Genomic DNA, 24,563 nt, shown 5'->3' with positions numbered 1-24,563 from the left:
CAGCCTAGCAGCGATCCCTACCGGCACAACCATGCATAGCGTTCATGGATATCGATGAATAGGCGTCAGTTCTTTCGCTCTCCCCGGCTTTTTAAGATGCAGCGCAACAAGAACGACAAGAGTGCCCGCCATGAACGAAGCCCGTTACCTCCAGGCGCTGCATCGCCTCCAGGCCGCCGCCTGGCCAGCCGGCACGCCGCGTGAGCCGCATTACCCGCACGGGCAGCAGCCGCTTGGCGAATACCTGCGCACCTGGGCGCGCCTGAAGCCGGAGGCGCCCGCACTGGACTTCTATGGCCACAGCCTGGCCTGGGCCGAGCTGGACCGCCTGGCCGACCGCTGCGCCGCGTTGCTGGCCGAGCTGGGCGTGCGCCCCGGCGAGCGCGTCGCCGTGTTCCTGCCCAACTGTCCGCAGCTGCACATCGCCTTCTACGGCATCCTGCGCGCGGGGGCGGTGTACGTGCCGGTCAGCCCGTTGTCGAAGGCGCTGGAGCTGGGCTACCAGCTCAACGACAGCGGCGCCGAAACCCTGCTGTGCTTCGACCAGTTGCTGCCGATCGTGCGCCAGGTGCGCGGTGAAACGCCGTTGCGCCGACTGCTGGCCACCAGCCTCAGCGAGCTGTGCCCGGCCACGCCGAGCCTGCCGCCGCCCGACATGCTGCTGGCGCCGAAACTGGCCGGGGACGACTTCATCGACTTCCTCCCGGCCCTGGAGGCCTGCCGGGGGCCGGTGCCGCAGCACCAGGCGCGGCTCGACGAGGTGGCGGCGCTCAACTACACCGGCGGCACCACCGGCCTGCCCAAGGGCTGCGTGCATACCCATGGCGACATGCTCTACACCTGCGCCAGCTACCTGTCGGTGGCGAACCGACTGGAGCAGGACAGCGTCTTGCTGAACTTCCTGCCGGAATTCTGGATCGCCGGAGAGAACGGCGGCCTGCTGTTCCCGGTGTTCGCCGGCTGCCGCCTGGTGCTGCTGGCGCGCTGGGACGCCGAGGCCTTCATGGCCGCCGTGCAGCGCTACCGCGTCAGCCACTGCACCCTGCTGGTCGATAGCGCCGCCGAGGTGCTGGAGCACCCGCAGGTCGGCGAATTCGACTTCTCCTCGCTGCGGGTGTCGGGCGCCATTTCCTTCATCAAGAAGCTGACGCCCAGCTACCGCCGGCGCTGGCGCGAGCTGACCGGCACCACGCTGGTGGAAACCAGCTTCGGCATGACCGAAACCCACACCTGCGACACCTTCATCGTCGGCTTCCAGCAGGACGATTTCGACCTCAACAGCGCGCCGACCTTCGTCGGCCTGCCGGTGCCGGGCACCGACTTCAAGGTCTGCGATTTCGAAACCGGGGAGCTGCTGCCCCTGGGCGCGGAAGGCGAGCTGTGCATCCGCAGCCCGTCACTGCTCAAGGGCTACTGGAACCGCCCCGAGGCCAGCGCCGAGGTGCTGCGCGACGGCTGGCTGCACACCGGCGACCTCGGCCAGATCACCGAGCGGGGCTTCATCCGCTACCTCGGCCGGCGCAAGGAGATGATCAAGGTGAACGGCATGAGCGTGTTCCCCAGCGAGCTGGAGGCGCTGCTCGGCCAGCACCCGGCGGTCCTCGCCAGCGCGGTGCTCGCCCGCCCCGACGAGCGCCGCGGCCAGCAGCCGGTGGCCTTCGTGGTGCTCAAGCCGGGCGCCGGCGAAAGCGCCGAGAGCCTGCTCGCCTGGTGCCGCGAGGCCATGGCCGTCTACAAGGTGCCGGAGGTCCGCGTGGTCGCAAGCCTGCCGATGACCGCCACCGGCAAGATCAAGAAGAACGAACTGGAGCCTCTGCTGTGACCCCGCCCTTCGCCAAGCTGCTGATCGCCAACCGCGGCGAAATCGCCATCCGCATCGCCCAGGCCTGCGCCGACCTGGGCATCCGCAGCGTCGCGGTGTTCGCCGAGGACGACGCCGCCAGCCTGCACACGCGCAAGGCCGACCAGGCCGTGCCGCTCAAGGGGCGCGGCGTGCCCGCCTACCTGGACATGGACCAGCTGATCGCCATCGCCCGCGAGCAGGGCTGCGACGCGGTGCACCCGGGCTACGGCTTCCTCGCCGAGAACCCCGGGTTCGCCCGCCGCTGCCAGGCCGCCGGGCTGACCTTCGTCGGGCCGGCGGCCGAGGTGCTGGAGCTGTTCGGCGACAAGGCCGCCGCCCGCGCCCTGGCCGAGCGCTGCGGCGCCCCGCTGGTGGCCGGCCTGAACCACGCCATCGACCTGGCCGAGGCGCAGGCGTTTGCCGCGCAACACGGCGCGGTGATGCTCAAGGCCCTGGCCGGCGGTGGCGGCCGGGGGATGCGCGCCGTGCGCGAGCCGGCGGAATTGGCCGAGGCCTATGCCCGCTGCCAGTCCGAGGCGCAGGCCGCCTTCGGCAATGGCGCGTTGTATGTGGAGCAGTTGCTGGAGCAGGCCCGGCACATCGAGATTCAGGTGCTCGGCGACGGCACGGGCGCCGTCAGCCACCTGTGGGAGCGCGACTGCAGCCTGCAGCGCCGCCACCAGAAGCTGGTGGAAATCGCCCCCAGCCCCGGCCTGGACGCGGGCCTGCGCGAGGCCATCATCGCCTGCGCCCTGCGCCTGGCCGGCGCGGTGAACTACCGCGGCCTGGGCACCTTCGAATTCCTGGTGGCCGACGGGCGCTTCTACTTCATGGAGGCCAACCCGCGAATCCAGGTGGAGCACACGGTCACCGAGCAGGTCACCGGCGTCGACCTGTTGCATGCCCAACTGCGCCTGGCCGCCGGCGCCACGCTCGGCGAACTTCATCTGGACAAGCCGCCCGCCGTGCAGGGCTGCGCCATACAGCTGCGGCTGAACCTGGAAACGCTCCAGGCCGACGGCAGCGCGCGGCCGGCCGCCGGCGTACTGAGCGCCTACCAGCCGCCCTCCGGCCCCGGCCTGCGGGTGGACGGCTACGGTTACGCCGGCTATGCAGTCAGCCCGGCCTACGACTCGCTGCTGGCCAAGCTGATCGCCAGCGCCGGCGACTACCCAAGTGCCCTGCGCCGCGCCTACCGCGCGCTGTGCGAGTTCCGCCTGGAGGGCGTGGCGAGCAACCTGCACCTGCTGCAGAACCTGCTGCAACGCGAGGAGGTCGCCGCCAACCAGGTCGACACCCGCTTCGTCGAGCGCCACCTGGGCGAACTGCTCAGCGCGCGCGGCGAAAGCCACCCGCACCGCTATTTCAGCGGAGCCGGCAGCGTGGCCGAAACCCGGCGCCAGAACGTCGATGCGCCGCCCGGCACCATCGCCCTGAACGCGCCGAGCACCGGGGTGGTGGTGGCCCTGGCGGTCTCGGAGGGCGACAGCGTGGCCGCCGGCCAGACCGTCGCCGTGCTGGAGGCGATGAAGATGGAATTCGAGGTCAAGGCCACAAGCGGCGGCATCGTCCGCCTGCTGGCGGCAGCCCCGGGCGATGCGCTGGCCGAGGACCAGCCGCTGCTGTTCCTCGAACCGGCCGAGGTCGAGGGCGGCGCGATGCTGAGCGAGCAGGCCGTCGACCTCGCCCACATCCGGGCCGACCTGGCCGAGGTCAGGGAACGCCACGAGCGCCTGGCCGACGCGCGCCGCCCCGAGGCGGTGGCCAAGCGGCGCAGGACCGGCCAGCGCACCGCCCGGGAGAACCTGGCGGACCTGCTGGACGAAGGCAGCTTCAGCGAATACGGCGCCATGGCCCTGGCCGCGCAGCGCCGGCGCCGCTCCACCGAGGAACTGCTGGAGCTGAGCCCGGCCGACGGCCTGGTGGCCGGCATCGGCACCGTGGGCGCCGCGCGGTTCGGCGAGCAGGCGGCGCGCTGCATGGCCATCGCCTACGACTACACGGTGTTCGCCGGCACCCAGGGCGTGATGAACCACAAGAAGACCGACCGCCTGCTCGCGTTGGCAGCGCAATGGCGCCTGCCGGTGGTGCTGTTCGCCGAGGGCGGCGGCGGCCGCCCGGGAGACACCGATTTCGTCGGCGTGGCCGGGCTGGACTGCCACACCTTCGTCAGCTTCGCGAAGCTCTCGGGGCGGGTGCCGACCGTCGGTGTCGTGTCCGGCCGCTGCTTCGCCGGCAACGCCGCCCTGCTCGGCTGCTGCGAGGTGATCATCGCCACCCGCAACGCCAGCATCGGCATGGCCGGGCCGGCGATGATCGAGGGCGGCGGCCTGGGCAGCTACACGCCGGAAGAGGTCGGCCCGACCAGCGTGCAGGGCCCCAACGGGGTGATCGACGTGCTGGTGGAGGACGAGGCCGAGGCGGTGCGGGTGGCCAAGCAGTACCTGGCGTACTTCCAAGGCGAGACGGGCGACTGGCAATGCGCCGACCCGCGCGAGCTGCGCCATGTGATCCCGGAAAACCGCCTGCGCGTCTACGACATCCGCCGGGTGATCGAACTGCTCGCCGACCAGGGCAGCGTGCTGGAGCTGCGCCGCCAGTTCGCCCCCGGGCTGGTCACCGCGCTGGTACGCATCGAGGGCAAGCCGTTCGGCCTGATCGCCAACAACCCCGCGCACCTGGGCGGCGCCATCGACGCGGTGGCCGGCGACAAGGCCGCGCGCTTCATGCAGCTGTGCCAGGCGCGCGGCCTGCCGATCGTCTCGCTGTGCGACACCCCCGGCTTCATGGTCGGCCCCGAGGCGGAAAAGCAGGGCACGGTGCGCCACGTCTCGCGCATGTTCGTCACCGCCGCCAGCCTCAGCGTGCCCTTCTTCACGGTGGTGCTGCGCAAGGGTTACGGCCTGGGCGCCCAGGCGATGGCCGCCGGCAGCTTCCACGCGCCGCTGTTCACCGCCGCCTGGCCCAGTGGCGAGTTCGGCGCCATGGGCCTGGAGGGCGCGGTGCGGCTGGGCTTCGCCAAGGAGCTAAGCGCGCAGCCGGACGAAGCCGCGCGCCAGGCGCTGTTCGACAAGCTGGTGGCCAAGGCCTACGAGAGCGGCAAGGCGCTGAACATGGCGAGCTACCTGGAGATCGACGCGGTAATCGACCCGGCGGATACCCGCGCCTGGCTGCTACGCGGCCTCAACGCCGCTTCCGGTGCCACGCCCGCGGACGCCGGCGGGCGGTCGTTCATCGATACCTGGTAACGACGGCACAGGCACCGGGCGACGCCGCCGGTGCCTTTTCCGTGCCGGCGATGCAAGCCGCCCCGCGCCTGCCACTTCGAGCCGACCGCCGGCAACTCTGCGGCGGAATACAAATCGCTATGATGCGGACTCCTATCAGCCGCTCGCCGCCCCCATGACCAACATCGTTTCCTCCCTGCCCGGCCGCATCCGTGTCCGGGACGCCCGGCTGCGCAATGCCGAACGCCTGCACAGGCTGCACGACAAGCTGGCCGCCCTGGATGGCGTGCTTTCCTGCGAGGCCAACGCCAAGTCGGGTTCGCTGCTGGTGCATTTCGCTGCGGAGCAGGCCAGCCTTGTGGACTTCGAGGGCCGCATCGACGCGCTGGTCGACGCCGAACTGGCCGCCCCGCTGCAGGCCGCCGGCCGGCGCCCACTGAAGATGCGTGTCAACCGCTACGCCAAGCTGGGGATGATCGCCGGGCTGGGCAGTTCGCTGGCCCTGGTGGGCATGGGCTCCAAGCGCGGCCATGCGGCCTGCGGCGCGGTGTTCGTCGCCTGCCTCGGGGTGCACCTGAGCACGCACCGCCGGCACATCCTGCGCTAAGCCTTCAGCCGCCCTCGAACGCCTGCGCCTCCTGGCTGACCAGGCCCACCAGCCGCCTGGCCAGTTCCACGGCTTCGCCCTGCTCGCCGTCGGGCAGGTAGACCTCCATGCCGACGTAGAGGAAGCGCGGGTTGTCCCAGATGCGCCGGGGGATCACCGTGGCGACCGAGTCGTCCAGCGGCACCACTTCGATGCCGCGGCCGGCCAGGCCTTCCCGAGCCAGGGCCGCCGCCAGCGCCTGGCAGAAGCGCGGGCGGCCGCAGTAGAGGTCCACGCTCGGGCCGTCGCGGTCGCGGCCGCTGTGCAGGTCGATCAGCACCCGGTAGCGGCCGCTCGCCAACGGCAGCAGCTGCTCGTACAGGGCGGCATGCAGGAGCTCGTGGTGGAAGCGCTGGTCCGCCCGCGGGTGGCGCCCGGACAGGCCGTCGGGGATGCGCTGCACGTCCGCCTGCGTGGGGTCCACGCCTTCGGCGACGCGTTCGCCGAAGGCCAGTTCCTCGCGGTGGATGCCGATGACCAGCAGCGCCGGCAGCCGCCTCATGGCCCCGCGCCCGGCCTCGCTAGCCATTGCCGGGCGCGGCCGCGGCGACCCATTCGTAGACGACGATGCTGGCCGGGTCGCACTTGCAGCAGGTCCCCCCGCCGCAGGAGGTGCCGCTCGGCAGGCGGCGCACCCGGCCCTTGCGTTCGAGCACGGCGAGCATGCCTTCCAGGGCCTCGGGCGTGGTGTCCAGGTAGTGCTGCATGTCGTGCAGGCTGACGCGCCCGTGCAGCTTCAGGTAGTCGCTCAGTTGCGACAGGATCATGGCGAGCCTCCTGCGGATGGCGAGAGCGGCACGCCGGCCGGCGCCCGTGGCGCGCGCTGGCCGGCGATGCGCAGGGAAACGAAGGCGGCGGCGAAGGCGAGCAGCACACCGGTGCACCAGGCCAGCGAACTCAGCGGGTGCTCCGCCCAGTTCACCAGTTGGTAGAACAGCACCGCCACGCCGTAGGCCAGGCCGGTGGTCCAGCCCACCACGAAGAGCATCCAGCGGGTGCCGGCCTCCTGGTACACGGCGGCCATGGCGGCCGTGCAGGGCGAATAGAGCAGGACGAACAGCAGGTAGGCGAAGGCCGCCGAGGCGCTGACGAAACGGGTGACCATGGCGCCGAAGATGCTGCTCGACACCTCGTTGGCGGCGGCGACCGCGTCCTGGTCCCCCAGGTCGGCCTCCAGGCCGAGCGGGTCGGTCCAGCGGCCGAAGGCCTCGGCCAGGTTGGCCGGCACGGTGGCGAAGGCGTCGACGATGCCGCCGGCCAGGTCGAAGGGCTTGTCGTCCTCCGCTTCCCCCTGCCCGGCCAGCGCGCCGTAAGTGGCGTTGAGCGTACCGACCACCGCTTCCTTGGCCAGGATGCCGGTGATGATGCCCACCGCCGCCGGCCAGTTCTCCTCGGTCACGCCCATGGGGCTGAAGGCCGGCGCTATGCCCCGGCCCACCTCGGCCAGCACCGAGTGGTCGGGCGCCACGCTGGCGAAGCTGCCGTCGGTGCCGGTGGAGTTCAGCATGTTCAGCACCAGCACCGTGGGCACGATGATGCGCCCGGCCTTGATCACGAAGCCCTTGAGCCGCGCCCAGGTGTGCAGCAGCACGCCCTTGAGCGTGGGGATGTGGTACGGCGGCAGCTCCATGATGAAGGGCGTGGCCTCGCCTTCCAGCAGGCTGTGCTTGAGCAGCAGGCCGGTCAGCACGGCGGCGCCGATGCCGATCAGGTAGAGGCCGAACACCACGTTCTGCCCGTGCTCGGGGAAGAACGCCGCGGCGAACAGCACGTACACCGGCAGCCGCGCCCCGCAGGACATGAACGGCGCCATGGCGATGGTCAGCAGGCGGTCGCGGCGGTGTTCCAGGGTGCGCGTGGCCATCACCGCCGGGACGGTGCAGCCGAAGCCGACGATCATCGGCACGAAGGACTTGCCGGGTAGCCCCACCCAGCGCATGAAGCGGTCCATGACGAAGGCCGCGCGGGCCATGTAGCCCGAGTCTTCGAGCACGGAGAGGAACAGGAAGAGGAAGCCGATCACCGGGATGAAGGTGGCCACCGTCTGCACGCCGGCGCCGATGCCCTGGGTCAGCAGCGCCACCAGCCAGTCGGGGGTGCCGAACGCGCCGAGCAGGCGGCCCAGGCCGTCGACGAAGAACAGCGCGCCGAGCTGGTCGAAGAGGTCGATGAAGGAGCTGCCGATGTTGATGGTGAACATGAACATCAGGTACATCATCGCGAAGAAGATCGGGATGCCCAGCATGCGGTTGAGCACCACGCGGTCGATGCGGTCGGTCAGGTCGCGGCTGGTGCGGCCGAGGCGCGTCAGGGCCTCGCGGGTGATGTCGTTGGCCAGCCCGTAGCGGGCGTCCGCCACCATCACGTCGATGTCGTCGCCCAGTTCCTCGGCCAGCCGGTTCGCCTCCCCGGTCACCTGCGGCCCGGCGATGGCGCGGGCCAGGTCGTCGCCCTCCAGCAGGCGTACCGCCAGCCAGCGCGGCGCCATGCCGCTGCCCGCCTCGGCCAGCTGCGGCAGCAACTCGCCGATGGCCTGTTCCAGGGCGGCGTCGTAGGTCACCTTCACGCCCGGCCGGCGGGCCTGGCGCAGGGCCTCGCGCAGCGCCAGCTTGAGTTCGTCGATGCCGGTGCCTTCCGAGGCCACCACGGGCACCACCGGGCAGCCCAGGCGCTCGGCGAGCTTGCCGGCGTCCACCCGCATGGCCTTTTCCTCGGCCACGTCGACCATGTTCAGCACCACCACCAGCGGCACCTGCATCTCGGCCAGCTGCAACGTCAGGTAGAGGTTGCGCTCGAGGTTGGAGGCATCGACGATGTTGACCACCAGGCTCGCCTCGTTGGCGTGCACGTAGTCGCGGGCGATCTTTTCGTCCAGCGAGACTTCCTGGTCGACCACGTCGAGGGAATAGGTGCCGGGCAGGTCGACCACTTCGTAGCGCTCGCCTTCGAAGCGGTATTCGCCGACCTTGCGTTCCACCGTCACCCCCGGCCAGTTGCCGACGCGCTGGCGCGAACCGGTGAGGGCGTTGAACGCCGTGGTCTTGCCGCAATTGGGGTTGCCCACCAGGGCGACGACGCGATGCTCGGTCATGGCAGGCGCTCCACCATCAGCGCATCGGCCTCGGCCTTGCGCAGCGACAGGGAGAAGCCGCGCACGCGGATCTCCACCGGGTCGCCCATCGGCGCCACCCGCGTCACCGAGAGTTCGGCGCCGGGGGTCAGGCCCATGGACAGCAGCTTGCGCCGGTAGGCGCTGCCGCCCTGGTTGAAACCGGTCACCCTGGCCCGCTCACCCACCGCCAGTTCTTTCAGCATTGCCATGGTCTGCCTCCCGGTGCGCCGTCAGACGGGGCACACCATGATTCTGTGAGCCACTCCGGCACCCAGGGCGAAACGCGTCTCGCCCCTGGATACCACCAGACCGCCGCCCTGGCTTTGCCGCACGGTGATCTCGCTGCCGACGTTCAGCCCCATCTCGGTCAACCGCCTGGCCAGGCCCGGCCCGCCGAGCAGCGCGACGATGCGCACCTTGACGTTCTCCCCGGCCATGCTCAGCGGCAGTGCCTCGCTGCTCATGGGGCCTCCTGCGGGCGCGGCGGGCGCGGCAGCCCGGCGCCGGCCAGGGCGCGCAGGAGAATGCCGATGGTGCAGCCGTTGTGCAGCATCGAGGCCGAGACCGGGCTCAGCAGGCCCAGCGCGGCGGCGCCGAGGATGCTGCTGTTGAGGCCGGCGATGAGCTTGAAGTTGCTGTTGATCAGGTCGCGCGCGGCCATGGCGATGGCCCGCACGTCGGCCACCCCGGCGATGCCGTCTTCCAGCAGGGCGATGTCCGAGGCCAGGCGGGCGATGTCCGAGCCCTGGCGCATGGAGATGCCGACGTGGGCGCCGCTGAGCGCCGGCGCGTCGTTGATGCCGTCGCCGACGAAGGCGATGCGCGCGCCCTCCTCGGCCAGCGCCTTGATCGCCTCGGCCTTCTCGTCCGGCAGCAGCCCGGCGCGGAAGCCGTCCAGGCCCAGTTCCTCGGCCAGCGCCTGGGCGCGTTCGGGGTGGTCGCCGGTGAGCATGACGATGCGCCGGGCGCCCAGCTCGCGCAGGCGGGCGATGGTCGCGGCGCTGTCCGGGTGCACGCTGTCGAGCATGCCCAGCACGCCGAGCAGCTCGCCGCCGTAGCCGATGTACAGCAGCGTCTTGCCTGCCCGGCGCAGGCGCTCGATGTCCTGCGCGTAAGCGGCGGTGGAGATGCCCTCGTCCTCCTCGACGAAGTGCCGCGAGCCGACCACGATGCGCTTGCCGTCGATGACGCTGGCCACGCCGTGGGCGACGATGAACTCCACCTCGCCGTGGTTGAAGTGCTGCCGGTGCGGCAGGTGGCTGGCCGCCTCGACCACCGCCATGGCCATGGGGTGGTAGTAGTGTTCTTCCACCGAGGCGGCGATGTTGATCACGTCCTCGGCGCTGTAGCCGGCGCTGCACACCAGCGAGTCGGTGACGCGCAGGGCGCCGGTGGTCAGGGTGCCGGTCTTGTCGAAGACGAAGGTGTCCGCCTCGGCCAGGCGCTCCAGGGCATTGGCGCCCTTGACCAGCACGCCGTGGCGGCCGGCCTGGTACATGGAGGCCTTGAACGCCACCGGCGTGGCCAGCTTGAGGGCGCAGGAATAGTCGGCCTGGAGCACCGCCGAGGCGCGCTGCAGGCTGCCCGACAGCAGCCAGGTGCCACCGGCCAGGCCGAGCACCATGGGCACCAGGCGGTCGGCCAGGCGCGAGGCTTCCAGCTGGGTGGCGCTCTTCACCGCCAGGGATTGCTCGACGAAGCTGGCAATGCGCGCCGCGGCGGCGTGGCGGCCGACCTTTTCCGCGTAGATGCGCAGGCGCCCCTCCTCCACCAGCGTGCCCGAGAGCACGATGTCGCCGCGGTGGCGCACCACCGGCACGCTCTCGCCGGTCATGGTCGCCTGGTTGACCAGCGCCTCGCCGCCCAGCACCGTGCCGTCGACCGGGATCACCGTGCCGGTGGCGGCGATCACCGTGTCGCCGAAGGCCACTTCGCGGGCATCGATCAGTTGCTCGACGCCGTCACGCTCCACCCAGACTTCGTTGCTGGCCGGGCGCAGCAGGCTCTTGAGCAGGTTGTCCGAATGGCGCTCGATGGAGCGCTCCAGGTAATCGCCCAGCGCCAGCAGGAAGGTGGTGATGTTGGCGGTGAGGAAGTCCTGGCGGCCGATGGAGATGGCCACCGCCAGCGCCTCCAGCACGTGGGAGGTGATGCCCCGCTGCACCAGTTCCGCCAGGGCCTTGCCGAACAGCGGCAGCGACACCGCCATGGACAGCGGGCCCTGCAGTTCCGGTTGCAGGCGGCGGTCGGCCAGCAGCGCCGCGCCGGTGGTCAGCACCCCGGCCGGCGATTCGTCGCCATGGCCGCCGGCCCGCCCCGCGGCCAGCGGCAGGTCCGGGTACTCCAGGGCGAGGATGTCCTGGCGCAGGCGCTCGGCGTCGGTCAGCGCGCGTTCATACTCGACGACCAGGGCCTGGATCGCCGGGTTGACGCGCACCTTGCGCACCCCGCGCAGGGACTCGACGGCCCACTCGATGCGGTGCAGTTCGCCGCGCCGACCCGCCTGGCAGCGGTAGCGATAACGCGCCCGCCCGGCGCTGCCGTGCACCAGGTCGAGGCTGGCGAACCAGGGCCCCGGCATCACTTGTCACCGCTTTGCTGCGCGCCCATCTCGGCCTTGAGGTCGGCCATCTGCTCCTTGAACTCCTCCAGGCCGCCGGCCAGGTTGGCGTAGAGCTTCACCACGGACTTCATCAGCTTGCCGCGCAGTTCCTCGTCGCTCATCACCCAGGCCGCCGCGCCGCCGACCAGCAGGCCGAGGAGGAACTGCTCGGTGTGCCGCGAACGCAGGAAGGTCGGCAGCCCCTGGAGGATGCCGGCGTCCATCCCGCCGGCCAGGCCGAACAGCCCGGCCGCCTCCTGCATGCCCGGCGCGCCGCCCATCATCTGCGGCGGCGGCATCTGCCAGCCGGGCGGGTTCTGCGGCGCATAGCCGTAGCCGCCGTAAGCGTTGCCGGCGTAAGCCTCTTCCCCGTAGCCATATCCGGCGGCGTGGTGCCGCCGCTTGCCCTTCTTAGCCATGCTCAGTTCTCCTGACAGGGCCGTGCCCCGTCGCGTAGCCAACGTTCCACAAGCATCACACCCACCGCCCCGGCCATGCCGGCGAACAGCGCCCGTGCGTATTCCTGCCGCTGCAGCGCCCGCGCCGCGAGGGTGCCGGCGCACAGCGCGGTGCCGCCCTGCAGGGCATGGCGCGCCACCCGCCGCAGGTCGGGCTGCCCGCTCGCATCCTGGAAGGCGGACAGGCAGGCGCTGGCGACGAAGCCCTTGGCGAAGTTGGCGTCATCCCACCCCGCCCCGCGCACCACCGGATAGGCTTTCATGCCCCCGGCTCCGTGGCGGGCGCAGGCCGGGTGGCCTTGCGTGGGCGGGCGGCGGGTTTCTTCGCCGCCGCGGCCTTGTTCGCGGCGGGCCGGCGCGCGGCCTTGGGCACCACGACGGGCACCGGCGCCGGTTCGGCCGCTGGCGGTTCTTCGGCGGTTCTCGCCGCCTTGCCGCGGCGGATCAGGCGCAGGGCGACGGCCCCGGCCACCACCCCGGCGGCGAAGGGAATCAGTGGCTGCATGGTCAGTTCTCCTCTTCAGGGTGTGCAGGGTGTGCAGGATTTGCGCGCTGGTGTTTCCACAGGTAGACACCGCCGCCACCGACGGCCACGCCAGCCAGCAGCACCGGATTGACGCGCCGCAGCAACGGCCCGGCCAGGCCCAGCAGGCCGCCCTGGCCGCTGAGGTGGGCGATCAGGTATTCGGTGAAATCGGAAATCGGGCCATGGCTGGCGTAGGCCTCCTGCGGCGGAACGCCCTTGCCGGCGTGGTAGCGCTCCTGGTCGAAGGCGTCGATGGCCGCCTCGCGGAACGCCGCCAGGTGGTTAGCGGAAGCGGCGGCCTGCAGGTCGAGGAACACCCGGCGCACCTCGGGCTGGCGCACGTGGGCCAGCAGGTAGTCGTAGAGGCGGACGTTGGCGCTCTCGCCCACCACCGCACGCATGCAGTTGGCCAGCCAGGTCGGCTCGATGGCGGTCTCCGCCGGGAAGGGGTCCAGCGGCCGGGGAATGCCGAACCGCGCGGCCAGAGCCGACAGCGTCTGGATGTGCCGCTCCTGGTCGCGCAGCACGGCGGGGAACGGCGGCCGCTCGCCGAACGCCTCCACCACCCGGGCGTAGAAACTGCGCGCGGCGTATTCGTCGTACAGGGCGATGCGCACCGCCTGGTGCAGGATCGGGAAGGGCGCGGCGGGTTGCAGCTGGCGCCCGCGCAGGATCGGCTCGTCATAGTTGCGCATCGACGATCTCCCGGTAGCTGTCGAGCAGGATCTCTTCCAGGATGCGGGCCGCCGGCGAGCGGGTACCGGCAAGCAGATCGCCCCAGGCCTGCTCGGGAATGATCCGCGGGTCGTACTCCACGGCACAGGAACGCGCCAGCGGGTTGAGCCGCAGCGAACGCACGCCGGGAATGCGCGCGGCAATGTCATCGACCTTGCGCAAGGCGCCACGCTCCGGCAGGCGGGCGGCGGAAGGCAACTCCAGGTCCACCAGCTTCAGGCGGATGCGCCCGGGAATGTGATGAACCACGCGAACCTTCGGCAAGAGCGCGAGGAGCGTTTCGAATCCGACCATCCCGATACCTCCCTCAAAGGCGGCTCGAAAATTCCCGAAGACAGTCGGAGATCACTCTCAAACGATTCGGAAGGGGCTGATCGACAATTCGATGATTCTTCGAATTCGCCGGCCCTCGTGGCTCACGCTAGTTCTACGCAAATGATTCGCAATTGACGGCGATCAAATAAGCACGTTGGGTGGCGGGGATTTCGGATGTAAGGCGGGGTGGGAGCGAAAGCCGGGCGGGGACTATCCGTGCCACCGGGGCGGCCGGCGTGGTCGGGGAATCCAATCGCAGACGGAGTCCGCTCCTACATCCGTGCGTCCCAGGGGTCTCGATGCCTACCTGTAGGAGCGGGCCCTGCGCGCGATTCGCGGGCAGGGCCCGCTCCTACAATGGCAATGACATGGGTGGTCTGTCTTGCAGGCCGCGCCGAGGCGCTCTTCGTAGGAGCGAGCTTGCTCGCGAACGGGGGGCCGGGGGCTTTGGGTGTTAGGGGGAAGAGCGCCCTCTCCCCAACCCTCTCCCGCAAGCGGGAGAGGGAGCTGTCCTGAGCGAAGGGAGAATCCTGAGTCATCCTGAAAACGCCTAACCCCACCCCGTCATTCCCGCGAACGCGGGACGCGGCTCCATCGCGAACAGCGCTTGCGCTGGCCCGAAGGGGAATAACCCAGTGACTGCGGGGTTCGCGAGCAAGCTCGCTCCTACGAAAAGCAAAAGCAAAAGCGCGTTTGCTCTTGGACTTCCAGAGAAACAACCGAGCGCACCGAAACGCCCCTTCAGAAGGCCGAGCGAAACCCCCGCTCAGGAGGTCATGCGACATGGATGTCGCGAGAGCCCCGTGGGCTACAGGGACGTACCCTCGGGGCGGGCCTCCGTGGCGGGGGAGTTCGTGAGGGTAGCCCGGCTCCATCGGGCCCGTATGTCGGGGCAAGCCTTTTTGGTTCCTTTTTGCGGGGGTGGCCTTCCACCGTTTGACAAAAGGGACTCGCCCGAGGGGGCGAAACAAGACGGTCGGGCAGACTCGGTGCGGCGCAGAAACACCCAAGCCAAGGCAACTGGGTTATTCCCCTTCGGGCCAGCGCAAGCGCTGTTCGCGATGGAGCCGCGTCCCGCGTTCGCGGGAATGCCGGGATCAGGATCCGTGTTTCCAAGGTCACTCCCGCAAACGCGAGAGCCCAGAAAACAGCCCCCTCCCCATCCCCACACAAACCCACCAGCAAAAAAAAGCCGCCCCTGGCGGAGCGGCTGGAAGGACGTTGAATTGAGCAATCACGATTTAATCAACGTCAGGAGCAGGGATTCGGGAATAACCGCTACGCAGCGGGCCGAATCGGATGGGTAATACGTTAACGACCAGCCGGCCTCAGATAAATTCCCTGTCCTGGGAAACACCTTCAGCGAAAACGTAACAATCTGCGGGGAACTCTTGGGGAAGCTGCGATCATCGCGCGGCAACTTCCCCAAGAGAGCGGCGCATCAGAGGATCGACAGCGGATAGTCGACGATCAGCCGCAGTTCGTTGTTGTCGGCCTCGGCCTGGTCGGCGTTGCCGCGGTGGAAGGCCTGGCGCACACGGAAGGACAGGTCCTTGGCCGGGCCGGACTGGACCACGTACTTGGCTTCCACGTCGGTTTCGTGGTGGCTGCCGTCGCTGCCATAGCCGTAGCCGCGGTACGGGCTGTCGGCGGCCATGTGCTCGCCGTTGATGTTGGTGCCGTTGATGTAGCGGGCCATGAAGCTCAGGCCGGGCACGCCGTAGGTGTCCATCGCCAGGTCGTAGCGGGCTTGCCAGCTGCGCTCGCCCGGGCCGTTGAAGTCGGAGTACTGCACCGAGTTGGCCAGGAAGATCGAGTCGCCGGCGGCGCCCGCGCCGTTGTCGCCGAAGCCCACGTAGTCGAACGGGGTGTCGCCCTGCACCTTCTGGAAGGCCAGGGTCAGGGTGTGCGCCTGCAGGAAGGAGTAGGCGGTGGCGAACGACCAGGCGGTGTTGTCGATGCGCCCGGCCTTGGCCTGGCCGTAGTCGTTGGTGCGGTAGATGTTGAAGTCGAAGCCCAGCGACTGGTCGCCGCCCAGCGCCAGGGTGTAGTTGGCGTTGCCGTAGTACTGGCGCCAGATGTCTTCCAGCTCGGCGGCGTAGAGCGACACGCTCAGGTCCGGGGTGATGGCGTAGCGGCCGCCGACGAAGTCGGCGCTGTCGGCCTCGACGTTGGCGTAGGTGGCCCAGATGCCGCCGGTGTGGCTGGTGGTCACCGGGCTGGTGGCGGCGGTGTAGTGGCCGGCTTCCAGGTCCAGGCCCTGCAGCTCGCTGCTCATCAGCGCGAAGCCCTTGGCGGTCTGCGGCATCAGGCGGGTGCCGCCGGCGGCGAAGACCGGGGCGGTGGGCTGCATGTCGCCGAACTTCAACTCGGTCTTGGAGATGCGCACCTTCAGCGCGCCGCCGGCCTTGCCGTAGTCGTCCTCGGGGTTGCCGTGGCGGTCCACCGGGAGGTTGCCGGTGCCGGCGGTGCCGGAGCCGCCGTCGAGCTTGATGCCCAGGTAGCCGAAGGCGTCGACGCCGAAGCCGACGGTGCCCTGGGTGTAGCCGGAGCTGTAGGTGGCGAAGATGCCCTGGGTCCAGTCGCGCTGGTCGCCGGCGCCGTTCTTGCCGTCGTGGTTGTAGTAGAAGTTGCGCAGCAGCAGGTCGAGGTGGCTGTCCTCGAGGAAGCCCTTGGCGTCGGCCTGGTCGCTGACGAAGGGTTCGGCCTGGGCCAGTTGCATGGCGGCGGTGGAAACGGCGAGCACGAGCATGCTGCGTTTGAGGTGCTTCATGGAGTTGCCCCTTGAGTCTTGGAGTGCCGGCCAGTGGTAAGCGTGATGGCCGACTTTTCTTGTAGGCAGGCACAAATGTTCGGCCATGCGTAACAGTCATGGTCGAGCGAACGTAAGTTTCTGTAGTGGAAGTACTTCCGCGCCCCGCTCTATTCCCCTGGCGGAGTGGGGACATGATGCCGGATCGAAGCGCTATTTGAATCCGGATATGGACAAAGGTCTTTTAACAAATACGTAACAATTGTCAGACCTTGTCCGCGCGCCACGCGGCGCGCCTCAGCTCAGGCCGAGGGCTTCCAGCTGGCGCTGCAGGCGCCAGTCCATCACCTGGGCGGCGCCCATCGGGCGGCCGAAGTGGTAGCCCTGGGCGATGTCGCAGCCCAGCCGCGCCAGGGCGGTGGCCGTGGCCGCGTCCTCCACGCCTTCGGCCACCACCTGCATGCCGAAGTTGTGCCCGAGGGCGATGGTCGACTGCACGATCATGGCGTCGGAGAAGTTGTCGGCCATGCCGGAAACGAAGGTGCGGTCGATCTTCAGCACCTGCACCGGCAGGCGCTTGAGGTAGGCCAGGGAGGAGTAGCCGGTGCCGAAGTCGTCGATCGACAGCGTCACCCCCAGGTCGCGGATCGCCTGCAGGCTGCGCAGGGCCATCTCCGGGTCTTCCAGCAGGGTGCCTTCGGTGACTTCCAGCTCGACCAGGGAGCCGGCGATGCCGTGGCGGGCCAGCAGGCCCTGCAGTTCGCTGACGAAGTGCGGGTTGCGCAGGTTGTTGGCGCTGATGTTCACCGCCATGCAGGTTTCCAGGCCGTGCTCGCTCCAGGCGCGCAGCTGGCGCAGGGCCTCGTCCAGCACCCAGCGGGTGAGCGGGTGGATCAGCTCGGTGGACTCGGCCATGGGGATGAATTCGCCGGGCGGGATCATGCCGCGCTCGGGGTGCTCCCAGCGCAGCAGGGCCTCGAAGCCGATCACCTGGCCATCGGCCAGGCTCACCTTGGGCTGGTAGTGTAGCTGCAACCCGCCCTCGCGGATGGCCCGCCCCAGCCAGGTGTGCAGGGCCAGGCGCTCGGGGGTGTAGGTGTCGTCGCAGCGCTGGTAGAGCAGGAAGTCGCGGCGCCCGTGCTTGGCCTGGTACATGGCGATGTCGGCGCAGCGCAGCAGGTCGCCGGGGGTGTCGCCGTGGTCCGGGTAGAGAGCCACGCCGATGCTGGCCGACAACTCCAGCTGGATGCCGCCGGCGGACAGCGGCTGGCGCAGCACCCGGGCGATGCCCTGGCACAGCCCGGGCACGCCGCGCTCGTCGTCCAGCTCGCGGGTGATCACCGCCATCTCGTCGCCGCCCAGGCGGGCGATGCCAGCCTCCTGGGTGCGCAGCCAGGCGCCCAGGCGCGCGCCCACCTGCTGCAGCACGCTGTCGCCGTGCTGGTGGCCGAGGGTGTCGTTGACTTCTTTGAAGCGGTTCATGTCCAGCAGCAGGACGGCGAAGCGCTCGCCGCCGCGGGCGATGCGCTGCTCGATGTGGCGGCCCAGCCAGTAGCGGTTGGGCAGGCCGGTGAGCGAGTCGTGGTTGGCCAGGTATTCCTGCTCGGCGAGGTAGCGCTTGCGTTCGGTGATGTCGTGCAGCACCACCAGCAACAGCGCGTTCTGCTGCCAGCTGAAGCGCGTGACGTGGGCCTCGCAGTCGAACGGCAGGCGGGTGTCGCGGCGCAGGAACTGCCACTCGCTGTCCACCTCGCGCAGCTCGCCGCTGAGCAGCCCTTCCAGGTTGGCGCGGCTGGCCACCAGCGACAGGCGCCCGTCAGGCTGGCACTCCGGCGACAGCTCCGAGGGCAGCAGGCCGATCAGGCGCTCCGGCGAGTCGACGCCGAACATGCTCGCGGCGCGTTCGTTAGTGGCGCGCACCCGGCCGTCCACGCCGATCAGCAGCACGCCGTCGTTGATGTTGGTGAACAGCTGGCGGTAGAAGCGGCCGTTCTGGCTGATCTCGCCGATCAGCCGGCGCAGCTGCCAGGCGGAAAGGCCCAGGGCCAGGGCGCAGATGGCCAGCAGCACCGCGCTGAAGCCGGCGCGCTTGAGCCAGGGCAGCAGGTAGCTGGCCGAGGCCTGGCCGACCACCGCGTGGATCGGGAAGCTCGCCGAGGGCGCGTCGGCGAACAGCGACGGCTCGCCGCTGATGCTGCGGCCCTCGACCAGGGCGAAGTCCGAGCGGCCCAGGCGCGGGAACAGCGGCGACCACTCCGGCAGGCGGCGGCCGACGGAGTTCAGGGTGTCGGGGGTGCGGTAGAGCACGGTGCCGAAGTTGTCGAACATGCCGGCGTTCATGTGCTCGGCCAGGCCCAGGCGGCGCAGCAGGTCGCCGACGCGGTCGGTGTCGATCAGCGCGCCGACGCGCTGGGTGCGGCCGTCGGCGCCGCGCTGGCCGACGTACATCGGCAGCAGGAAGGCGCCGTTGGGGCCGCGCAGCGTGTGGCCGAAGGCCGGGCGCTCGCTGGCCGGCAGGTCGCCCAGGGCGAGCAGCGGGCGCAGGTGCTCCTCGGCCGGCTGGCCGTGGCCGTCCACGGCGTAGAGGTGGCCGTCGCGGAGCACGAACAGGTAGGTCGACACCGGATCGTAGCGCATCGCCTGCACCAGCTTCTCGCGCACCTGGCCGGCGTCGGCGACCTCGGCCAGGCCCTGCAGGTCTTCCGACACCGCGTAGATGCTGCCGTAGCTCTGCAACAGCAGCGCGCTGATGTAGCCCTCCAGCGAGCGGGCCAGCGCCGAGAGGTTCTGCCGCACCTGGTCGGTGCTGCTGCGGTAGTCGCGGTACACGCTCCAGCCGCTCAGCCCGACCAGCAGGGTGAGGACCAGCAGCACGCCGGCATAGAAGAGCACGCCGATGCGCTGCCGGCGCGAGCCTCCCCGGGCGTGGGTGAAGACATCGAAATTGCTGGTCATGTAGATCCGTCTGTGACTGCAGCGAGAGTGTCGAACCCGGTTATGTCACTTAGCCATCATCCGATCAACCTCCGGGCGGGTACCTGATGCCTATCGGCAGACCGACGGCATTCCCCAGTACCGGCCGTCGAACGATGGGCGGGGCGCTCTGCAACGCGCCCCGCCGGCCGTGAAACAGGGCGACCGCAAGGCCCGGGAAATGAAGCGCGGCGGCAGCGGACACAGCGAGATCGGCAGAAATACCCTGTGCATGTTTCAACTGCTCTCGCGCACCATCAGTTCGAAGCCCAGGTCCTGCACCGGCTCGGCGATCGGCCGCCCGGCGATCAGCGCCAGCAGCGTCTCGGCGGCGCGGCGGCCGATGGCCTCGCGCGGGGTACGGATGCTGGACAGGCGCGGCACCATGTAGGCCGAGCTGGGCAGGTCGTTGAAGCCGACCACGGCGACCTGCCGCGGCACTTCGATGCCCTGGCGCAGCGCCTCCAGCAGCGCGCCTTGGGCCAGGTCGTCGTTGCCGAAGAAGATGCCTTCCACGTCCGGCCGCGCGGCCAGTAGCTGGCGGAACAGCTCGCCGCCCAGGCCCACCGAGGACGGCCGCGGCGTCAGCATCTCCAGCGCCGGGTCGTAGCAGCCGGCCTTCTGCAGGGCGCGGCGGAAGCCCTCGCCGCGCAGCAGGGTGCGCTGGTCCAGCTGCGCGCCGACATAGGCCAGGCGCTTGCGCCCGCCGGCCAGCAGGTGCTCGGCGGCGGCCATGCCCGCGGCGATCTGCGAGAAGCCCACGCAGTGCAGACCGGGGCTGTGGTCCAGGTCCATCATGTAGACGCAGGGCACGCCGCTGGCCTCGACCATCCGTCGCGCGCTCTCGGTGCGCTCGAAGCCGGTGAGCAGCAGGCCGCGGGGCTGGTAGGCCAGGTAGTTGCGGATCAGGTCCTCCTCTTCGTCGCGCGAGTAGTGGAAGTTGCCGATCAGCACTTCCAGGCCCTGGGGCCGCAGCACGCCGTGGATGGCCTCCAGGGTGTCGACGAACAGCTGGTTGGACAGCGACGGCACCAGCACCACCACGCTGTGGCTCTGCGCCGAGGCCAGCGCCCGCGCCGCGGGGTTGGCCACGTAGCCCAGCTCGGCGGCGGCCTCGCGGACCTTCAGCACCAGCGCCTCGGCGACGCTGCTGACGCCGCGCAGGGCGCGGGAGGCGGTGATGGGGCTGACGCCGGCGCGCTGCGCCACTTCGTTCAGGGTGGGGCGGCCGCTGGCGCGGGAGTGCTTGTCGTTCTTCTTCTGTGAGGACATCGGCTGGCTTGCCAAACGAAAATCGAGGCACTAAGGTAGCGCTGTCTCGCGAACCCGGCAATTGCCTGAAAGCCCCGGATCGCGCTGTGGCGGAAAAACCGCGGACACCATACGCAAGCACTAGAATGACAAGAAAGCGGAGGCAGCCCCATGCTTTTGGCTTCGACTTTTAAAGACAGCGCTGTCTCCCCACCGAGGTGCGATATGCTCCCCCCCATCCACGCCCTGCTGATCATGGGTGTCTCCGGTTGCGGGAAGACCAGCGTCAGCCAGGCGCTGTGCCGCGCCAGCGGCGCCCACGAGATCGAAGGCGACACCTTCCACCCGGCCGAGAACATCCGCAAGATGAGCGCCGGCATTCCCCTGACCGACGACGACCGCGCCGGCTGGCTGGCCACCCTGGCCGAGCTGCTGCGCCAGGCCGTGGCCGCCGGCCAGCGCCCGGTACTGACCTGCTCGGCGCTCAAGCTGGCCTACCGCGAACGCCTGCGCGAGGCCGTGCCGGGCCTGGGCGTGGTGTTCCTCGAACTGCCCCGCGAGGAAGCCGCGCGCCGCGTCGCCGAGCGCCCCGGGCACTTCATGCCGGCGACCCTGGTGGACAGCCAGTTCGCCGCCCTGGAACCGCCCCACGACGAACCGCTGACCCTCGCCGTCGATGCCACCCTGCCGGTGGAAATCATCGTCGAGCAGGCCCTGGCCTGGTGGCGCGCCCACGAGCCGGCCTGAACCGTTTTTTGCCGCGCGCTGAAGACAGCGCTATCCCAAAACGCCCGTAAAAACAACGACAAGGGAGCCCCGCCATGTTCGGTCTGTCCCACGACACCTACCTGCTGCTGGATGCGCTGGTCACCATCATCGGCCTGATCGTGCTGATCACCCGCTTCAAGATCCACCCCTTCCTCGCCCTGATCATCGCCGCCGGCTTCCTCGGCCTGACCTCGGGCATGCCCGTGGCGCAGATCGTCAAGGCCTTCCAGGACGGCTTCGGCGGGGTGCTCGGCTTCGTCGGGGTGATCCTCGCCCTGGGCACCATGCTCGGCAAGATGATGGCCGAGTCCGGCGGCGCCGATCAGATCGCCCGCACCCTGATCGACGCCTTCGGCGAGCGCAAGGTGCACTGGGCGATGATGCTGGCGGCCTTCCTGGTGGGCATCCCGTTGTTCTTCGAGATCGGCTTCATCCTGCTGATTCCGCTGGTGTTCATCGTCGCGCGGCGCAGCGGCGTGTCGCTGATCAAGATCGGCATCCCGCTGCTGGCCGGGCTTTCCGCGGTGCACGGCCTGGTGCCGCCGCACCCGGGCCCGCTGCTGGCCATCGGCGTGTTCGGCGCCGACATCGGCAAGACCATCCTCTACGGCCTGATCGTCGCGCTGCCCACCGCGGCCATCGCCGGCCCGCTGTTCGGCGCCTGGATCGCCCGGGTGATCCCCGGCAGCCCCTCCGAGGAGCTGGTGGCGCAGATCGCCCATGAGCCGGAAACCAGCAACCTGCCCAGCTTCGGCATCACCCTGCTGACCGTGCTGCTGCCGGTGTTCCTGATGCTGCTGAAGACCTTCGCCGACGTGCTGCTGCCCGACGGCCACGCCTTCCGCGCCTGGATGGACATGATCGGCCACCCGATCACCGCCCTGCTGCTGGCGCTGCTGCTGGCCCTGTACACCTTCGGCTACGCCCGCGGCTTCGGCTCGCAGCAGATTCTCAAGCTGCTCGACCAGAGCCTGGCGCCCACCGCGGCCATCGTGATGATCATCGGCGCCGGCGGCGGCTTCAAGCAGATGCTGGTGGCCAGCGGCGTGGGCGACGTGATCGGCCACCTGGCCGTGCACGCGCAGATCTCGCCGATCCTGCTGGCCTGGCTGGTGGCGGCGGTGATCCGCGTCGCCACCGGCTCGGCCACGGTCGCCACCATCACCGGCGCCGGCATCGTGGTGCCGGTGGTGGGCATGATCCCGGGGGTCAACCGCGAGCTGCTGGTGCTGGCCACCGGCGCCGGCTCGCTGATCCTCTCCCACGTCAACGACGCCGGGTTCTGGCTGGTCAAGCAGTACTTCAACATGAGCGTCGCCGAGACCTTCAAGACCTGGACGGCCATGGAGACACTCCTCTCCGTGGTCGGCCTGGTGTTCATCCTGCTGCTTTCGCTGGTGGTCTGAGGACCGCCGGCTTCCCCCGTGAAAGGAGTACCGCCGATGTCCACCCAAGCCCGCGACCCCAAGCCTTCCCCCGCCAACGACTGGCCGCGCGACTTCGACGTGCGCGAGCGCTATGCCGAGCAGCAGGAGTTGCTCGGCGAGGCCCGGGCGCCAGCCGCGCCCCGGCCGTCCGGCCGCGCCCGCTGAAAGCCCCATGCCGGGCTTTCCGACGAACGCAAGCTGAAACGATTCACCTTCAGGCCGATCCAGGCTAAAAACAACATTCCGGGCGCCCTTCCCTTCTGCCCCAGCGGCGCCCGTTCCTGAGGGAGGAACCATGAGCCACAACCTCGACACCCTGTTCCCCGCCATCGACGACATCCCCGAGGCCTGGCGCCCCGACGCCCCGGTCGAGCAACGCGACTACCTGGTCAACGGCCAACTGCGCCGCTGGGACGGCCCGCTGGCGCCGGTGCGCAGCCCGATCTTCCTGAAGACCGCCGAGGGCGAACGCCAGGTGATCCTCGGCAGCACCCCGCTGCTGGACGCCGACGCCGCGCTGGCCGCCCTCGACGCCGCCGTGGCCGCCTACGACAACGGCCAGGGCCTGTGGCCCAACCTGCGGGTGGCCGAGCGCATCCAGCACGTGGAGACCTTCCTGGCGCGCATGCGCGAGCAGCGCGAGGCGGTGGTGCGCCTGCTGATGTGGGAGATCGGCAAGAACCTCAAGGATTCGGAGAAGGAATTCGACCGCACCTGCGACTACATCGTCGACACCATCGAAGCGCTCAAGGAGCTGGACCGCCGCTCCAGCCGCTTCGAGCTGGAACAGGGCACCCTCGGCCAGATCCGCCGCGTGCCGCTGGGCGTGGCGCTGTGCATGGGCCCGTACAACTACCCGCTGAACGAGACCTTCACCACGCTGATCCCGGCACTGATCATGGGCAACACCGTGGTCTTCAAGCCGGCCAAGTTCGGCGTGCTGCTGATGCGCCCGCTGCTGGAGGCCTTCCGCGACAGCTTCCCGCCGGGCGTCATCAACATCATCTACGGCCGCGGCCGCGAGACCGTCTCGGCGCTGATGGCCAGCGGCAAGGTCGACGTGTTCGCCTTCATCGGCACCCACAAGGGCGCGGCCGACCTCAAGCGCCTGCACCCGCGCCCGCACCGCCTGCGCGCGGCCCTGGGCCTGGACGCGAAGAACCCCGGCATCGTCCTGCCGCATGTGGACCTGGACAACGCCGTGGAGGAAGCCATCACCGGCGCGCTGTCGTTCAACGGCCAGCGCTGCACCGCGCTGAAGATCCTGTTCGTCCACGAAAGCGTGCTGCAGGGCTTCCTCGACAAGTTCAGCGCGCGCCTGGCCCAGCTCAAGCCGGGCATGCCCTGGGAGCCGGGCGTGGCGCTGACGCCGCTGCCCGAGCCGGGCAAGGTGGACTACCTCAACGGCCTGCTGGCAGACGCCCTGGAAAAAGGCGCCAAGGTGATCAACGCCGGCGGCGGCCAGTCGCGCGCGAGCTTCTTCTACCCGGCGCTGCTCAGCCCGGTGACGGCGCGGATGCGCCTGTACCACGAGGAGCAGTTCGGCCCGCTGGTGCCGGTGGTGCCGTACCGCGAGCTGGAAGAGGTGATCGACTACGTGCTGCAGTCCGACTACGGCCAGCAGCTGAGCCTGTTCGGCAGCGACCCCGAGCAGGTCGGCCGGCTGGTGGACGCCTTCGCCAACCAGGTCGGCCGCATCAATATCAACGCCCAGTGCCAGCGCGGCCCGGACAGCTACCCGTTCAACGGCCGCAAGAACTCCGCCGAGGGCACCCTGTCGGTGCACGACGCGCTGCGCACCTTCTCCATCCGCACCCTGGTGGCGACGCGCTTCAATGCCGCCAACAAGGCGCTGATCAGCGAGATCATCCAGGGCCGCGAGTCGAACTTCCTGACTACCGACTACATCTTCTGAAGCCTGCGCAGGC

21 protein-coding genes are annotated in these 24,563 nt (G+C 69.7%); 7 read left to right on the top strand and 14 right to left on the bottom strand.

All coding sequences use genetic code 11. The features are described 5' to 3' along the window. Positions 1-130: 130 nt before the first annotated feature. The 3 genes from M8R19_RS20225 to M8R19_RS20215 all read left to right on the top strand — a co-directional run bounded on the left by M8R19_RS20225 (position 131) and on the right by M8R19_RS20215 (position 5,677). Positions 131-1,822, top strand: coding sequence for an AMP-binding protein (locus M8R19_RS20225; RefSeq protein ID WP_249918729.1), 1,692 nt, complete (start codon positions 131-133; stop codon positions 1,820-1,822). Then, entirely contained in the window at positions 1,819-5,091 is a 3,273-nt protein-coding gene (locus tag M8R19_RS20220) for a carboxyl transferase domain-containing protein (RefSeq protein ID WP_249918728.1), read from the top strand. Before M8R19_RS20225 ends, M8R19_RS20220 begins: the two co-directional genes overlap by 4 nt. 154 nt (positions 5,092-5,245) lie before the next feature. After that, positions 5,246-5,677, top strand: coding sequence for an HMA2 domain-containing protein (locus tag M8R19_RS20215; protein WP_074981259.1), 432 nt, complete (start codon positions 5,246-5,248; stop codon positions 5,675-5,677). Between the two features lie 4 nt (positions 5,678-5,681). Here M8R19_RS20215 and M8R19_RS20210 read toward each other — a convergent pair whose 3' ends face one another. From M8R19_RS20210 to gntR, 14 genes are all read right to left on the bottom strand, one after another. Continuing rightward, positions 5,682-6,218, bottom strand: coding sequence for a hypothetical protein (locus tag M8R19_RS20210; protein ID WP_249918727.1), 537 nt, complete (start codon positions 6,216-6,218; stop codon positions 5,682-5,684). Positions 6,219-6,237: 19 nt separating this feature from the next. Next, the gene (locus M8R19_RS20205; protein ID WP_249918726.1) at positions 6,238-6,483 is read right to left on the bottom strand and encodes a FeoC-like transcriptional regulator; all 246 of its coding nucleotides are present in this window, start codon (positions 6,481-6,483) and stop codon (positions 6,238-6,240) included. Next, complete coding sequence (feoB, locus tag M8R19_RS20200; RefSeq protein WP_249918725.1) at positions 6,480-8,807, bottom strand: Fe(2+) transporter permease subunit FeoB; 2,328 nt, start codon at positions 8,805-8,807, stop codon at positions 6,480-6,482. Before feoB ends, M8R19_RS20205 begins: the two co-directional genes overlap by 4 nt. Then, positions 8,804-9,037, bottom strand: a complete 234-nt coding sequence (locus M8R19_RS20195; RefSeq protein WP_249918724.1) for a FeoA family protein — start codon at positions 9,035-9,037, stop codon at positions 8,804-8,806. Before M8R19_RS20195 ends, feoB begins: the two co-directional genes overlap by 4 nt. A gap of 21 nt (positions 9,038-9,058) precedes the next feature. Continuing rightward, positions 9,059-9,292: a FeoA family protein gene (locus M8R19_RS20190; RefSeq protein WP_249918723.1), complete on the bottom strand. Its 234-nt coding sequence runs from the start codon at positions 9,290-9,292 to the stop codon at positions 9,059-9,061. Next, the gene (locus tag M8R19_RS20185) at positions 9,289-11,409 is read right to left on the bottom strand and encodes a heavy metal translocating P-type ATPase (RefSeq protein WP_249918722.1); all 2,121 of its coding nucleotides are present in this window, start codon (positions 11,407-11,409) and stop codon (positions 9,289-9,291) included. The genes M8R19_RS20190 and M8R19_RS20185 overlap by 4 nt, the downstream gene beginning before the upstream one ends. Then, the gene (locus M8R19_RS20180) at positions 11,409-11,849 is read right to left on the bottom strand and encodes a YtxH domain-containing protein (RefSeq protein ID WP_074981244.1); all 441 of its coding nucleotides are present in this window, start codon (positions 11,847-11,849) and stop codon (positions 11,409-11,411) included. Before M8R19_RS20180 ends, M8R19_RS20185 begins: the two co-directional genes overlap by 1 nt. 2 nt (positions 11,850-11,851) lie before the next feature. Beyond that, positions 11,852-12,151, bottom strand: coding sequence for a hypothetical protein (locus tag M8R19_RS20175; protein ID WP_249918721.1), 300 nt, complete (start codon positions 12,149-12,151; stop codon positions 11,852-11,854). Next, positions 12,148-12,393, bottom strand: a complete 246-nt coding sequence (locus tag M8R19_RS20170; RefSeq protein WP_249918720.1) for a hypothetical protein — start codon at positions 12,391-12,393, stop codon at positions 12,148-12,150. Before M8R19_RS20170 ends, M8R19_RS20175 begins: the two co-directional genes overlap by 4 nt. A 2-nt stretch (positions 12,394-12,395) precedes the next feature. Further along, entirely contained in the window at positions 12,396-13,109 is a 714-nt protein-coding gene (locus M8R19_RS20165; protein ID WP_074981238.1) for a ferritin-like domain-containing protein, read from the bottom strand. Then, on the bottom strand, positions 13,096-13,443 hold the full coding sequence (locus tag M8R19_RS20160) for a hypothetical protein (RefSeq protein ID WP_249918719.1): 348 nt from the start codon (positions 13,441-13,443) through the stop codon (positions 13,096-13,098). The genes M8R19_RS20165 and M8R19_RS20160 overlap by 14 nt, the downstream gene beginning before the upstream one ends. A 1,462-nt stretch (positions 13,444-14,905) precedes the next feature. Next, entirely contained in the window at positions 14,906-16,237 is a 1,332-nt protein-coding gene (locus tag M8R19_RS20155) for an OprD family porin (RefSeq protein WP_116425900.1), read from the bottom strand. A gap of 276 nt (positions 16,238-16,513) precedes the next feature. After that, positions 16,514-19,171, bottom strand: a complete 2,658-nt coding sequence (locus M8R19_RS20150; RefSeq protein WP_249918718.1) for a bifunctional diguanylate cyclase/phosphodiesterase — start codon at positions 19,169-19,171, stop codon at positions 16,514-16,516. A 255-nt stretch (positions 19,172-19,426) separates the two neighbouring features. Further along, positions 19,427-20,461: an HTH-type transcriptional regulator GntR gene (gene gntR, locus M8R19_RS20145; RefSeq protein WP_043318641.1), complete on the bottom strand. Its 1,035-nt coding sequence runs from the start codon at positions 20,459-20,461 to the stop codon at positions 19,427-19,429. A 204-nt stretch (positions 20,462-20,665) separates the two neighbouring features. On the opposite strand from gntR, the gene M8R19_RS20140 reads away from it, so the two are divergent. From M8R19_RS20140 to M8R19_RS20125, 4 genes are all read left to right on the top strand, one after another. Then, positions 20,666-21,187 (top strand): gluconokinase, encoded by a 522-nt coding sequence (locus tag M8R19_RS20140; protein WP_024128099.1) that lies wholly within the window; start codon positions 20,666-20,668, stop codon positions 21,185-21,187. A 74-nt stretch (positions 21,188-21,261) separates the two neighbouring features. Further along, positions 21,262-22,614: a GntP family permease gene (locus M8R19_RS20135; RefSeq protein ID WP_249918717.1), complete on the top strand. Its 1,353-nt coding sequence runs from the start codon at positions 21,262-21,264 to the stop codon at positions 22,612-22,614. 36 nt (positions 22,615-22,650) lie between these two features. Further along, positions 22,651-22,800, top strand: coding sequence for a hypothetical protein (locus tag M8R19_RS20130; RefSeq protein ID WP_162839894.1), 150 nt, complete (start codon positions 22,651-22,653; stop codon positions 22,798-22,800). A 130-nt stretch (positions 22,801-22,930) separates the two neighbouring features. Beyond that, positions 22,931-24,550 (top strand): NADP-dependent glyceraldehyde-3-phosphate dehydrogenase, encoded by a 1,620-nt coding sequence (locus M8R19_RS20125; protein ID WP_249918716.1) that lies wholly within the window; start codon positions 22,931-22,933, stop codon positions 24,548-24,550. The last annotated feature ends 13 nt before the right edge of the window (positions 24,551-24,563 follow it).

It is taken from the genome of Pseudomonas sp. R3.Fl, assembly GCF_023516765.1.
In the GTDB taxonomy this organism is placed as follows: Bacteria; Pseudomonadota; Gammaproteobacteria; order Pseudomonadales; family Pseudomonadaceae; genus Pseudomonas; species Pseudomonas citronellolis.
The sequence above is the reverse complement of the archived record's forward strand: the minus strand, read 5'-3'. Positions and strand labels throughout refer to the sequence as shown.

Bases quoted from the DNA above. Each gene is read 5' to 3' on its own strand.
- M8R19_RS20225 (WP_249918729.1), top strand. From the start codon at position 131: ATGAACGAAGCCCGTTACCTCCAGGCGCTGCATCGCCTCCAGGCCGCC.
- M8R19_RS20215 (WP_074981259.1), top strand. From the start codon at position 5,246: ATGACCAACATCGTTTCCTCCCTGCCCGGCCGCATCCGTGTCCGGGAC.
- M8R19_RS20210 (WP_249918727.1), bottom strand. From the start codon at position 6,218: ATGAGGCGGCTGCCGGCGCTGCTGGTCATCGGCATCCACCGCGAGGAA.
- M8R19_RS20205 (WP_249918726.1), bottom strand. From the start codon at position 6,483: ATGATCCTGTCGCAACTGAGCGACTACCTGAAGCTGCACGGGCGCGTC.
- feoB (WP_249918725.1), bottom strand. From the start codon at position 8,807: ATGACCGAGCATCGCGTCGTCGCCCTGGTGGGCAACCCCAATTGCGGC.
- M8R19_RS20195 (WP_249918724.1), bottom strand. From the start codon at position 9,037: ATGGCAATGCTGAAAGAACTGGCGGTGGGTGAGCGGGCCAGGGTGACC.
- M8R19_RS20190 (WP_249918723.1), bottom strand. From the start codon at position 9,292: ATGAGCAGCGAGGCACTGCCGCTGAGCATGGCCGGGGAGAACGTCAAG.
- M8R19_RS20185 (WP_249918722.1), bottom strand. From the start codon at position 11,409: ATGCCGGGGCCCTGGTTCGCCAGCCTCGACCTGGTGCACGGCAGCGCC.
- M8R19_RS20180 (WP_074981244.1), bottom strand. From the start codon at position 11,849: ATGGCTAAGAAGGGCAAGCGGCGGCACCACGCCGCCGGATATGGCTAC.
- M8R19_RS20175 (WP_249918721.1), bottom strand. From the start codon at position 12,151: ATGAAAGCCTATCCGGTGGTGCGCGGGGCGGGGTGGGATGACGCCAAC.
- M8R19_RS20170 (WP_249918720.1), bottom strand. From the start codon at position 12,393: ATGCAGCCACTGATTCCCTTCGCCGCCGGGGTGGTGGCCGGGGCCGTC.
- M8R19_RS20165 (WP_074981238.1), bottom strand. From the start codon at position 13,109: ATGCGCAACTATGACGAGCCGATCCTGCGCGGGCGCCAGCTGCAACCC.
- M8R19_RS20160 (WP_249918719.1), bottom strand. From the start codon at position 13,443: ATGGTCGGATTCGAAACGCTCCTCGCGCTCTTGCCGAAGGTTCGCGTG.
- M8R19_RS20155 (WP_116425900.1), bottom strand. From the start codon at position 16,237: ATGAAGCACCTCAAACGCAGCATGCTCGTGCTCGCCGTTTCCACCGCC.
- M8R19_RS20150 (WP_249918718.1), bottom strand. From the start codon at position 19,171: ATGACCAGCAATTTCGATGTCTTCACCCACGCCCGGGGAGGCTCGCGC.
- gntR (WP_043318641.1), bottom strand. From the start codon at position 20,461: ATGTCCTCACAGAAGAAGAACGACAAGCACTCCCGCGCCAGCGGCCGC.
- M8R19_RS20140 (WP_024128099.1), top strand. From the start codon at position 20,666: ATGCTCCCCCCCATCCACGCCCTGCTGATCATGGGTGTCTCCGGTTGC.
- M8R19_RS20135 (WP_249918717.1), top strand. From the start codon at position 21,262: ATGTTCGGTCTGTCCCACGACACCTACCTGCTGCTGGATGCGCTGGTC.
- M8R19_RS20130 (WP_162839894.1), top strand. From the start codon at position 22,651: ATGTCCACCCAAGCCCGCGACCCCAAGCCTTCCCCCGCCAACGACTGG.
- M8R19_RS20125 (WP_249918716.1), top strand. From the start codon at position 22,931: ATGAGCCACAACCTCGACACCCTGTTCCCCGCCATCGACGACATCCCC.